The organism is Streptomyces sp. NPDC001056, from assembly GCF_053598955.1.
In genome coordinates, this window is the sequence record NZ_JBSFLI010000028.1 from 103,232 (window position 1) to 114,348 (window position 11,117).

At 73.8% G+C, this 11,117-nt stretch carries 12 protein-coding genes; 3 read left to right on the plus strand and 9 right to left on the minus strand.

Annotated elements, in window-relative coordinates; translation table 11 throughout:
* Nucleotides 1-30: 30 nt before the first annotated feature.
* The 7 genes from ACWDD7_RS28335 to ssd form a co-directional block, all read right to left on the minus strand.
* Nucleotides 31-507, minus strand: a complete 477-nt coding sequence (locus tag ACWDD7_RS28335) for an Rv3654c family TadE-like protein (protein WP_351880539.1) — start codon at nt 505-507, stop codon at nt 31-33.
* A 71-nt stretch (nt 508-578) separates the two neighbouring features.
* On the minus strand, nt 579-971 hold the full coding sequence (locus tag ACWDD7_RS28340) for a TadE family type IV pilus minor pilin (protein ID WP_351880530.1): 393 nt from the start codon (nt 969-971) through the stop codon (nt 579-581).
* Nucleotides 958-1,158 (minus strand): DUF4244 domain-containing protein, encoded by a 201-nt coding sequence (locus tag ACWDD7_RS28345; protein WP_351880533.1) that lies wholly within the window; start codon nt 1,156-1,158, stop codon nt 958-960. The genes ACWDD7_RS28340 and ACWDD7_RS28345 overlap by 14 nt, the downstream gene beginning before the upstream one ends.
* A gap of 75 nt (nt 1,159-1,233) precedes the next feature.
* A complete protein-coding gene (locus tag ACWDD7_RS28350; protein WP_450459499.1) occupies nt 1,234-2,013 on the minus strand; it encodes a type II secretion system F family protein in 780 nt (259 codons plus the stop codon).
* Between the two features lie 59 nt (nt 2,014-2,072).
* Entirely contained in the window at nt 2,073-2,927 is an 855-nt protein-coding gene (locus ACWDD7_RS28355; protein ID WP_450459506.1) for a type II secretion system F family protein, read from the minus strand.
* On the minus strand, nt 2,920-4,179 hold the full coding sequence (locus ACWDD7_RS28360; RefSeq protein ID WP_450459500.1) for a TadA family conjugal transfer-associated ATPase: 1,260 nt from the start codon (nt 4,177-4,179) through the stop codon (nt 2,920-2,922). The genes ACWDD7_RS28355 and ACWDD7_RS28360 overlap by 8 nt, the downstream gene beginning before the upstream one ends.
* 90 nt (nt 4,180-4,269) lie before the next feature.
* Nucleotides 4,270-5,382 (minus strand): septum site-determining protein Ssd, encoded by a 1,113-nt coding sequence (gene ssd / locus ACWDD7_RS28365; RefSeq protein ID WP_351876654.1) that lies wholly within the window; start codon nt 5,380-5,382, stop codon nt 4,270-4,272.
* Nucleotides 5,383-5,962: 580 nt separating this feature from the next.
* Between ssd and ACWDD7_RS28370 the strand changes: the two genes are divergently transcribed.
* Entirely contained in the window at nt 5,963-6,793 is an 831-nt protein-coding gene (locus ACWDD7_RS28370) for an HAD family hydrolase (protein ID WP_351876655.1), read from the plus strand.
* A gap of 472 nt (nt 6,794-7,265) precedes the next feature.
* Here the strand turns inward: ACWDD7_RS28370 and ACWDD7_RS28375 are convergent, their stop codons facing one another.
* Nucleotides 7,266-8,090 carry a Fic family protein gene (locus tag ACWDD7_RS28375; RefSeq protein ID WP_351876656.1) on the minus strand — a complete coding sequence of 275 codons (825 nt, stop codon included), beginning with the start codon at nt 8,088-8,090 and terminating at the stop codon, nt 7,266-7,268.
* Between the two features lie 101 nt (nt 8,091-8,191).
* Here ACWDD7_RS28375 and ACWDD7_RS28380 point away from each other — a divergent pair, with 101 nt between their 5' ends.
* Nucleotides 8,192-9,208, plus strand: a complete 1,017-nt coding sequence (locus tag ACWDD7_RS28380; protein WP_450459501.1) for an ATP-binding protein — start codon at nt 8,192-8,194, stop codon at nt 9,206-9,208.
* An 87-nt stretch (nt 9,209-9,295) separates the two neighbouring features.
* Here ACWDD7_RS28380 and ACWDD7_RS28385 read toward each other — a convergent pair whose 3' ends face one another.
* Nucleotides 9,296-10,567, minus strand: coding sequence for a polysaccharide deacetylase family protein (locus ACWDD7_RS28385; RefSeq protein ID WP_351876658.1), 1,272 nt, complete (start codon nt 10,565-10,567; stop codon nt 9,296-9,298).
* Between the two features lie 356 nt (nt 10,568-10,923).
* Between ACWDD7_RS28385 and ACWDD7_RS28390 the strand changes: the two genes are divergently transcribed.
* A partial coding sequence (locus tag ACWDD7_RS28390) for an acetyl-coenzyme A synthetase N-terminal domain-containing protein (protein ID WP_450459502.1) occupies nt 10,924-11,117 on the plus strand: 194 nt, incomplete at its 3' end.

Consider the following 11,117-nt stretch of genomic DNA (forward strand, 5'->3'; position numbering starts at 1 on the left):
GGCGTGGTGCCGTCGGGGCGGAGCGGCGGATCAGGGGCCGAGGGGCGGGGACCGGGGGATCGCGGGGTCGCGCGCCGCGGAGGGGTGGATCGAGGGGGCGGGGGCCGCCGGGTCGGCGGGCGGCACGTCCGGCGACGGCGCGCCGGGTGCCGTCGGACCCGCCGGGCCCGCTCTGGCCCGGACCTCCGCCGTGAACGGGCCGCTTCCCGAGGCCGCGGTCACGTCCGAGATCTCGCCCTCCACCGCGCACCGCACCAGCCGTGTCCCCTGGGCCGCGGCCAGCCGTCCCGCCCGGGCGCAGGCCGCCTCGCCGCCCTCGGCCCAGTGGTCCGCGGCCGCGAGCGCCGCCAGGTCCGCGCCGCCGGCCGCCCGGTGCCGGACGGCCACGGCCTGCCCGAGCGCCAGCACCGCGCCGAACACCACGCAGAGCACCGCGATCGCCCCGACGCTCCAGACGGAGGCGGAGCCCCGGTCGGAGCCGTACCGGTCCGCCGCCGTCCGGGCCAGAACCCGGACACGAACCGCCCGGACCCGAGCACGAACCCGAGGCCGGGCCCGGGCCGGCCCCCTCCCCCGCCTCACGTCCCATCCCCCTTCGCCCACTCATCCCCCTTCGCCCCGACCGTCTCCTCCGCCAACGCCACGGCCTCCTCGCGGAGTTCGAACGGCAGACCGCCGAGCACCGGCGGTCTCGCCACCACCGTCACCCGGACCTGGTCGCCCTCGCGCCCGACCGTCACCCGGGCCCCGCGCGGCGCCGCCTGACGGGTCACCGACAGCACCGCGCCGGGCGGGTCCTGGCGGGCGGCGGCCCGGGCGCCCGCGCGGGCCGCGTCCACGCACCGGATCCGCGCCGCCGCCGTGAGCAGCCCCCAGACCAGCGCCATCGTGAACGCCACCAGCACGCACAGCACCACGGCCGCCTCCGCCGTCACGAACCCGCGGTCCGAGCCCCGTTCACATCCGCGCACTGAGGGCCTTCTTCACGATGGACTGCAACTCCGCCCGGACCTGGCCGCTGGTGACGACCTCGTAGAGCAGCAGGGCGAATCCGACGGCCGCGATGATCCCCATCGCGTACTCGGAGGTCACCATTCCGGTATCTCCGCGGCATACCCGCCGCAGCCCGGACACCGCTTCGACGATCTTCCTTCTCATTTCAACTCCCGTGATATATCGGTCTGTTCTCGTCATTCCTGGTCAGTTCGTCGTGCCGTCGCCCACCGCCGTCCCTCACCTCCCCGCCATCACCCCGCCCGCCAGCCCGATGACCACCGGGAGCACGCCGATCGCGACGAAGGCGGGCAGGAAGCACAGCCCCACCGGCGCGGAGATCAGGACGGCCGCCCGCCGGGCCCGTGCCGTCGCCGCGCGGCCCCACTCCGCGCGGGTGTCCGAGGCGATGCGCGCCACCGGCACCGCGGCGGGCAGCCCCGACTCGTCGGCCCGCTCCAGCAGCCGTGCCAGGCCGCCCGCGCCGGGCAGCGCGGCCAGCCGGCGCCAGGCGTCCGCCGGTGCGCCGCCGAGCCGCACCTCCGCCGCGCCGCGTGCCAGCGCCTGGCCGACGGGGCCGCCCAGGGCCTCCCCCACCGCCTGCGCGGCGACCACCGGCCCGGCGCCGGCCGTGATGCAGGCCGCCAGCAGATCGGCGGCGAGCGGCAGTTGGCGCGCGGCACGGGCCGTGTCGACGGCCTCCGCCCCGTCCGCGGCCGTCCGCCGGTCCTGCCACCGCCAGAGCGCGGCACCGACGCCGAGCCCGAGCAGCGCCCCGACGACCCCGCCGACCAGCACCCAGACCCCGCCCGCCGCGCCCACGAGCGGCAGCCACCGCCGCACGGCCTCCCTCACCGCCCAGGGCCGCCTGGTCTCCGGCGTCTCCCGCGACAGCAGCCCGGCCGCCCGCTGCCGCGCGCGGCGCCCTCCGCGGACCGACAGCACCAGCCGCCCGCCCCAGCCGAGCGACCCCGCCACCACCACGGCCGTCCCCAGCCTGTGCACAACGTCCCCGTTCACGCCCTCACGTCTCCCTCCGCGTCCCGAACCGACCTGCCCGCCGCCCTCACCTCGCGCCGTCACCCCGCCCCCGCTCCGCGCACGATCCGCGCCGACCACCACAGCCCGGCCGTCTCGAACGCCGCGCCGATCAGCAGGCAGCCGAGGCCGGGTCCGCTGTGCAGGAGGACCCGCAACGGGGCGGCACCCATCGCCGCGCCGAGGAGGAGACCGAGGGCGGGGAGCGCGGCGAGCAGGACGGCGGTGGCACGAGCGCCCGCCAACTGGGCGCGCAGGTCGGCGCGTTGGTCCCGCTCGGCCCGCAGGGCGCCGTCCAGCCGGTCCAGTCCGGCCGCGAGTCCCGCGCCCTGGTCGACGGCCACCCGCCAGCAGGCGGCCAGTCCGAGCAGCCCCTCGGCGCCCGGCTGCCGGGCCGCCGCGGCGAGGGCGCCGGGCACGTCCCCGCCGAAGCGTGCCGCCGCGACCACGGCCGCCTGCGCGTCACCGAGCCCGCCCGAGTCCCGCGCCGCCCGCAGCAGCGCCTCGCCGGGCTGCCGTCCGGCCCGCACCTCACCGGCGAGCGCCCCGCACAGGGCGATCACCCGGTCCACCCGCCGTTCCCGATCGCCTCTCGCCTCTCCGGCCAGCCGCACCCGGCGCAGCACCGGCACCACGGCCGCCCCCGCGACGACCGGAATCACCGAGCTCCCCGGCAGCGCGAGCAGCAGTCCCGCGGCGAGCGCCCACCATTCGACTCCCAGGCGGCCACGCGAACGCCGGAGGAGCGAGGTCAGCCGGTCGCGGGCCGTCGGGCCGGTTCCTCCGCCCGCGGCCAGCAGCAGCCGCGCACGCCGCACCCCGTGGTGCCGTTCGCACAGCAGCCGGCCGAGCGCGCCGAGGCCGACCAGCGCGACCGCCATCGACATCTCACCCATCACCTTCGTCACCACCGCATCGCACCGCCGGGCCCTGCCCGCCGAACCCGTGCTCGGGGCCGAGACCCGCCGAGAGCCCGCACGCGTCGCCCAGGAGTTGCGCCAACCGCCCCCACCCCTTCTCCCGCACGAACGCCCGCTCCCCCCACCGCAGCGCGGGCACCGTCCGCACCAGGCCCGTGGTATCCCGCTCCAGGACGTGCACCTCCGCGATCCGGCGCCGGCCGGATCGGTCCCGTACCAGGTGGAGCACCACGGAGAGGGCGGCCGCCAGCTGGCTGTGCAGGGCGGCGCGGTCGAGGCCGGCGGCCGTGGCCAGCGCCTCCAGGCGGGCCGGGACGTCCCCGGCGGTGTTGGCATGGACCGTGCAGCACCCGCCCTCGTGGCCCGTGTTGAGCGCGGCGAGCAGATGGACGACCTCGGGGCCGCGCACCTCGCCGACGACCAGCCGGTCCGGCCGCATCCGCAGGGCCTGGCGCACCAGGTCCTCCAGGGTGACCAGCCCCGCCCCCTCCTGGTTGGCGGGCCGCGTCTCCAGGCGGACGACATGCGGATGGTCGGGTCTCAGCTCGGCGGAGTCCTCGGCGAGCACGATCCGCTCGTCGGCGCCGACCAGGCCCAGCAGGGCGCTGAGGAGCGTCGTCTTGCCACTGCCGGTGCCGCCGCTGACCAGGAAGGACAGCCGGGCGGCCAGCAGGGCCCGCAGGATCCGGTCGCCGCCGGGCGGTACCGTGCCGGCCGCGACGAGTTCGGCGAGGGTGAAGGCCCGGGGCCGTACCACCCGCAGGGCCAGGCAGGTGCAGCCGACGGCGACAGGGGGCAGCACGGCATGGAGTCGGGTGCCGTCGGGGAGTCGCGCGTCCGCCCACGGCCGGGCGTCGTCCAGCCGGCGCCCGGCCACCGCGGCCAGCCGCTGCGCGAGGCGCCGTACCGCCGCCGCGTCCGGGAAGGTCACCGGTGTCAGCTCCAGCCCGCCGCCCCGGTCCACCCAGACCCGGTCCGGCGCGGACACCAGCACGTCGGTGACCTCGGGATCCGCGAGCAGCGGCTCCAGGGGCCCGGTGCCGACGAGTTCGGACCTCAGTCGCTCGGCCACCCCGAGGATCTCGGCGTCCCCGAGCACCCGCCCCTGCGCGCGCAGCGCCTGCGCGACCCGCGCGGGAGTGGGCTCGGCCCCGCTCTCGGCGAGCCGCCGACGCACCCCGTCGAGCAGGGCCGCGCCGTCGGCTCGGTCGAATCCGGGAAAGGTCATCGCGCACCGCCCCCCTCGGGCAGCGCACGCTCCCGAAGCCATGCGGACCGGCCGCCGAGGCCATCGGCCGACGCCGCGTCGACCGCCTGATCAACTCCTTCGAAGCTCACCCGGCACCCCCGACTCCACCAGCACCCGCTCCCAGAACCCCCGGCAGAACCGGGCCAGCGGACTCCGGCCGCTCGCGCCAGGCGGTTTCCCGCCGCCCCTCGGCCGCAGCAGCCCGGGTTCCACCGGGACCTCCCCGGCCAGGGGCAGGCCGAGCAGCCGCGCCACCTCCTGGTCGTCCAGTCCGGGCGTGTACGGCCCGCGCACCGCGACCCGCAGGTCGCGGACGACCGTGCCGACGGCGGCGGCCACGCGCCCGGCCGCCGCGACCGCCCGCAGTTCGGCGGGGACGACGAGGAGGGCCAGGTCGAGCTGGGCGAGGACCTCGCCGACCCCGTCGTCCAGGCGGCGGGGCAGGTCGACCACGACGGTGCCGCCGCGGCGCCGGGCGGCGGCGAGCACCGCGCGCACGGCCTGGGGCGGCACCGCGACGCAGTCGCCGCGGTCCCAGCTGAGCACCCGCAGGGAGTGCAGCGCGGGCAGCGACTCCTCCAGGGCGCCGCCGCCGACCCGGCCCCGGGACGCGGCGAAGGCGGGCCAGCGCAGGCCCTCGGTCCCCTCGCCGCCGAGCAGCACGTCCAGCCCGCCGCCGAGCGGATCGGCGTCGACCAGCAGGGTGCGCAGCCCCTCGCGGGCGGAGGTGACGGCGAGCGCGCAGGACAGGGTGGACGCACCGGCCCCGCCCCGGCCGCCGATCACGCCGACGGTGAGGGCCGGGCGGCCGACCCCCTCGGCGACGTCGGCGATCCGGTCGACCAGCCACTGCTCGCCGTCCGGGAGCATCAGGACGTGGTCGGCGCCGATCTCCATGGCGCGGCGCCACACGTCCGGGTCGTCCTGGTCGCGACCGATCAGCACCACCTGGCGGCGGCGCGCGGCGCCGAGCAGCCGGTGGGCGGCGTCGTCCCCGACCAGGACGAGCGGGGCCGCCGCCCAGGCGTCCCCCTGGCCGGGGACGCCGGGGTGCACCTCGGGGGTCGCGCCCGCGGCCGCGCACAGGCGCAGCAGGTCGTCCAGGAGCGCGGCGTCCTCGGTGACGATGAGCGGACTGCCTCCGCAGGCGGGTGGTGGGTCATGGGTGATGGTTCCGGACACGGTGTTCCCCCTTCGCCGCGCGGCCCTGCGACCACGCGATTTCCCGGCACGTGGAGAACCGGCGAGCGGCTTCCATATGAACGGCCGGCACGAATCGGCCATACGCGTCCCGCAAACGGAACCGGCCGTGAACTCGCCGCGGCGGAGCGCGTGGGAATCACGATGCGGCGAACCGGGAAATCGTGTGGATCTTGGTGGAAAACCGTGGACAACTCAGGCCCTGTGAATAACTCCGTCACCCAAACCGGTGACCCCTGTACCGATCCCTGTGCGACATCCCCAGCGCAGCCCCACGATTACCGCGAGTAACGGATCGCGGGCGCACCGAAGCGGCGGTCGCGACGCGAGGGCGTCGGCCGCTGGGCCGTACGAGGGAAGGAAAGCGGCGAAAAAACCCGTCCGGACATGCGACGACCCCCGCCGGGGGGGAGAGCGGGGGTCGTCCCCACGGCCGACTCGGGGGGGGGAGGAGCCGGACCGGGTTAGCACGGTCGCGAACGATCCGTGACTTCCATGGTGTACCCGAGAGCCCTCTCAGGCAAACCCACGCGCCCCACCTTACGCCGAATGGTGGGCGCCTATGCTCGGGGACGTGGAAAACCACTCCTTGCCGCGCGCGGCGGCCTTCTTCGACCTGGACAAGACGGTCATTGCGAAGTCCAGCACACTCACCTTCAGCAAGTCCTTCTACCAAGGCGGGCTGATCAACCGCAGGGCCGCGTTGCGCACCGCCTATGCCCAGTTCGTGTTCCTCGTCGGCGGCCTGGACCACGACCAGATGGAGCGCATGCGCGCCTATCTGTCGGACATGGTCCGGGGCTGGAACCAGCAGCAGGTGCGGGAGATCGTCGCCGAGACCCTGCACGACCTGATCGACCCGATCATCTACGACGAGGCCGCCTCGCTCATCGAGGAGCACCACACGGCCGGCCGGGACGTGGTGATCGTGTCCACCTCGGGCGCCGAGGTGGTCGAGCCGGTCGGTGAACTCCTGGGCGCGGACCGGGTGGTGGCCACCCGCATGGTCGTCGGCGAGGACGGCTGCTTCACCGGCGAGGTGGAGTACTACGCGTACGGTCCGACCAAGGCGGAGGCGATCCGCGAGCTGGCCGCCTCCGAGGGCTACGACCTCGAACGCTGCTACGCCTACAGCGACTCGGCGACCGACCTGCCGATGCTCCAGGCCGTCGGGCACCCGCACGCCGTCAACCCCGACCGGGCGCTGCGCCGCGAGGCCGCCGCGCGGAGCTGGCCGGTGCTGGAGTTCCGCCGCCCCGTCCCGCTCAAGAAGCGGCTGCCCACCCTTTCCGTGCCGCCGCGTCCCGCGCTGGTGGCGGCGGCGGCCGTGGGAGCGGCGGCCGCGACGGCCGGCCTCGTCTGGTACGCCAACCGGCGCCGGGGCACCGCCTGAACCCCGCCCTCGGACGAGACCTTCCGCCGAGACCCGCCCGGCAGGACCGTCCGAGGAGAACCGTCCGAAGGGACCCGCCCGGCGAGATCCGTGACGAGCCCGTCCCGCGGAACCCGCCCGCCGACGCCCGTTTCGCCCCCGCTCGCCCCTGCTCGTACCTGAAAGCAAAGAAGTACGAGCAGGGGTTCCGCTTGCCGCCGACGCGCGATACAAAGAAGTCAGCGGCCCGCGCGACCAAGGAAATCCGAGAGGATCCCCGATCACGACGCATTGGCCCACGGACCACCGCATGCACACCGGGCACCCACGCGACGTCGACCCGTCGATTACGGGCCAGCCGCACCAGGTGCGGGCAAAGTCCCCGACCTGATGGGTGAGTTTTCGAGGACGCCTGGTAACCCGGTGCTCATGCCAGCGGCGGTACGAGTACTCGTACCGCCGCACCCCTGTCCGGGCTCCCCCGAGCCGCGGCTCAGGCCGCGCCGCGCTGCAGCGCCTCGCACACCGCCGTCGACTCGCGCACCCCGAACTCGACCGCGCGTCCGCAGTGCGCGATCCAGGCCGCCATGCCCTCCGGAGTGCCCGAGACATAGCCCTCCAGGGCCGCCAGGTACTCGGCCCGCCCCTGTTCGGCATGGCCGACCTCGGCCGGGCAGATCGCCTTGGGGTCCAGGCCGCTGCCGATCAGCACGATGCGCTCGGCGGCCCGCGCGACCAGCCCGTTGTGCGAGGTGAAGGGGCGCAGCGCGAGTAGTTCGCCGTGCACCACGGCCGCCGTCACCAGCGCCGGGGCGGAGCTGCCCGCGATGATCAGGTCCGCGAGGCCCTCCAGCCGCCCGGAGACCTCCCGCGCGTCCGGCAGCGGCAGCTCGACCAGCGGCTCGTCCACCGCCTCGCCGTCCTGGCGCGGCCGGCCGACCCGGCTGTCGTCGCTCGCCGCGGCCACCAGGTGCAGCCGGGCCAGCACCCGCAGCGGCGACTGCCGCCAGATGGACAGCAGTTGGCCCGCCTCGGCGGTCAGCCGGAGGGCCGCGCCCATCACCCTGGCCTCGTCATCGGTGCCGAAGTCGGTGCGCCGGCGCACCTCCTCCAGGGCCCAGTCGGCGCCGGAGAGCGCCGCCGAGCCGCGGGCGGCGCGCAGGGCCGCCTCGGAAGTGATCTCATTGCTGCGTCGGCGCATGATCCGGTGCCCGTAGACACGGTCCACGGCCTTGCGCACGGACTCCACGGACTCGGCCACGCCGGGCAGTGCGCCCAGGGCCGCGAGCGGATCGGCGGTCGCGCCTGTCGTACTCATGAGTACGACCCTACGCACCCGACCGGCAGACCCCACGAAGGAGTGGTCTTCTTCACTCGACCATGCCACCGAAAGCTATCGGGCGACTACGCTTGGTGAACATGAAAATTGCTTTCGTCGGGAAGGGCGGGAGCGGCAAGACCACGCTCTCCTCCCTCTTCGTCCGCCATCTCGCCCAGGCCGGGGCCGCCGTCGTGGCGATCGACGCGGACATCAACCAGCACCTCGGCCCCGCGCTCGGCCTGGACGAGACCGAGGCGGCGGCGCTGCCCGCGATGGGCGAGCGGCTGCCGCTGATCAAGGACTATCTGCGCGGCAGCAATCCGCGCATCGCCTCCGCCGCCACCATGATCAAGACAACCCCGCCCGGCCGGGGCTCACGTCTGGTGCGGGTGCGTGAGCCCAATCCGGTCTACGACGCCTGCGCGCGCCCGGTGGAGCTCGACGGCGGCGCCGTCCGCCTGATGGTCACCGGTCCCTTCAGCGACGCCGACCTGGGGGTCGCCTGCTACCACTCCAAGACGGGCGCGGTGGAGCTGTACCTGAACCACCTCGTCGACGGCCCCGACGAGTACGTGGTGGTCGACATGACCGCGGGCTCGGACTCCTTCGCCTCCGGGATGTTCACCCGCTTCGACATGACGTTCCTCGTCGCCGAACCGACCCGCAAGGGCGTCTCCGTCTACCGCCAGTACAAGGAGTACGCCCGCGACTTCGGCGTCGCCCTGAAGGTCGTCGGCAACAAGATCCAGGAGCAGGACGATGTCGACTTCCTGCGCGCCGAGGTCGGGGACGACCTGCTGGTCACGGTCGGGCGCTCGGACTGGGTGCGGGCCATGGAGAAGGGCCGTCCGCCGCGGTTCGACCTCCTGGAGGAGGCCAACGCGCGTGCGCTCGCGACCCTGCGGGCCACCGCGGACGCCACGTACGAACGGCGGGACCGGGAGCGCTACATGCGCCAGATGGTGCACTTCCATCTGAAGAACGCCGAGTCGTGGGGCAACGAGCGCACCGGGGCCGACCTGGCGGCGCAGGTCGACCCCGGGTTCGTGCTCGGCGAGGGTATGGAGGCGGGCGTCGAGACGGGCATCCAGGCGGGCGTCTCGACACCCGCGTGAAGACCCCGTTGCGAGGACTACGGCGCGAGGACCTCGGTGCGAGGACCCCGCTGTGAGGACCTCCGCCTGACAACTCCCGCCCGGCGGCTATCCCTTGACCGCCGGCGCCCCGGGGACCCCCTTGGGCGCCGGGGCCGGGCGGCCGGAGAGGAAGGACGCCCAGCCCTGCTTGGGCGCCTCGCCCACTTTCAGGCCCCGCAAACTGTCGAGGGTCTTGGGGTCCTGGGCGTCCAGCCAGTCGGCCAGCTGATGGAAGGAGACGCAGCGCACCTCGGGCCTGTTGCAGACCTTCTTCACGACTTCCTCGACGGCGCGCATGTAGGTGCCGCCGTTCCAGGACTCGAAGTGGTTGCCGATGATCAGGGGCGCGCGGTTGCCGTCGTAGGCCCGCTCGAAGCCCTGGAGGAGTCCGTCGCGCACCTGGTCACCCCAGGAGTCGAACTTGTCGGGGTCGCCCTGGGTCTGGGTGCCGGACTGGTTGATCATGAAGTTGTAGTCCATGGTCAGCTGCTCGTAGTCGTGCCCGGGGAAGGGGACCAGCTGCATGGACAGGTCCCACAGGCCGTCCTTCTTCTTCGGCCAGAGCTGGTTGTCGACCCCGCTGGAGTCGTAGCGGAAGCCCAGCTGGCGGGCCGCCTTCACGAAGTTCTCCCGGCCCTCCAGGCAGGGAGTGCGGCCCCCGATCAGCTCCTTGTCGTAGTCGAAGGGCAGCGGGGCCGCGTTCTTCATGCCCGAGTTCGTCTTCCAGTTCTCCACGAACTGCTTGGCCTGGGTGATCTCGCTCTTCCACTCGTCCACCGACCAGGTGCCGACCCCGCCGTCGGGCCCGCAGAAGTGGCCGTTGAAGTGGGTGCCGATCTCGTTGCCGTCCAGCCAGGCGAGCCGGGCCTGCTTGACGGTGTCGCTGATCCCCCGCTGGTCGTTGAAGCCGATGTCGGAGCTGCCCGGCGAGTGCTGTGGCGGCTTGTAGAGGTCGCGTTTGTCCTCGGGCAGCAGATAAACCCCGCTGAGGAAGAACGTCATATTGGCGTTGTTCTCCTTGGCGACCTTGCGGAAGTGCGAGAACAGCTTCTGGCTGTCCTCGCCCGCCCCGTCCCAGGAGAAGACGACGAACTGCGGAGGCTTCTGACCGGGCTTCAGCCGCTCGGGCCTCGGCAGATGGGGCTGCGCGCCGGTGTACGCGGTCGATCCGTCGCCGATCAGCCGCAGGACGCTCTTGGGCGCGGGTGCCGCGGGCGCCCCCTGCTGCGGGCCGGACGTCCCCCGCTTCGCACCGTCGGGGCCGGTCCCGCAGGCCGCGAGCGACGCGGCACAGGCCGCGGCGACCACGCCGACGGCGATCCTCTGGGTGGCGGCCATGTTCCGCCCACCTTCTTCCTTCTCTCAGACGAACGCTGGCGAGGGCTTTTGTGGTGATCCGCCAGGTTTGAACCGGCGGCGCCGCCCAAGATCGCATGAACCCGAGAAGGAATTAGTACGACAAGCCGATCAAATGATTTATCCATCATCGCGAGGGATCGCTTAGGCCATTCGCCCCGAAAAGTTCGGAATAGTCTTTACGCGGCGTTACCTACCCTTTATGGAGCGCTACTCCGCCCCGCACCCCACATCCCCATAGGTCTAAACCAATTTTCCGGACGACCCTTGTCACCGGCCCCCCACGTCTGATGAGCTGTGGCCTGGGACACATCGGACACCCTCGAAAGGCGGATGTCGTGAGCAATGAGAGCCTGGCCAACCTGCTGAAGGAAGAACGCAGGTTCGCGCCCCCCGCCGACCTGGCCGCGCACGCCAACGTCACCGCGGAGGCGTACGAACAGGCCAGCGCTGACCGGCTCGGCTTCTGGGCCGCCCAGGCCCGCCGGCTGACCTGGGCCAAGGAACCGACCGAGACGCTGGACTGGTCGAA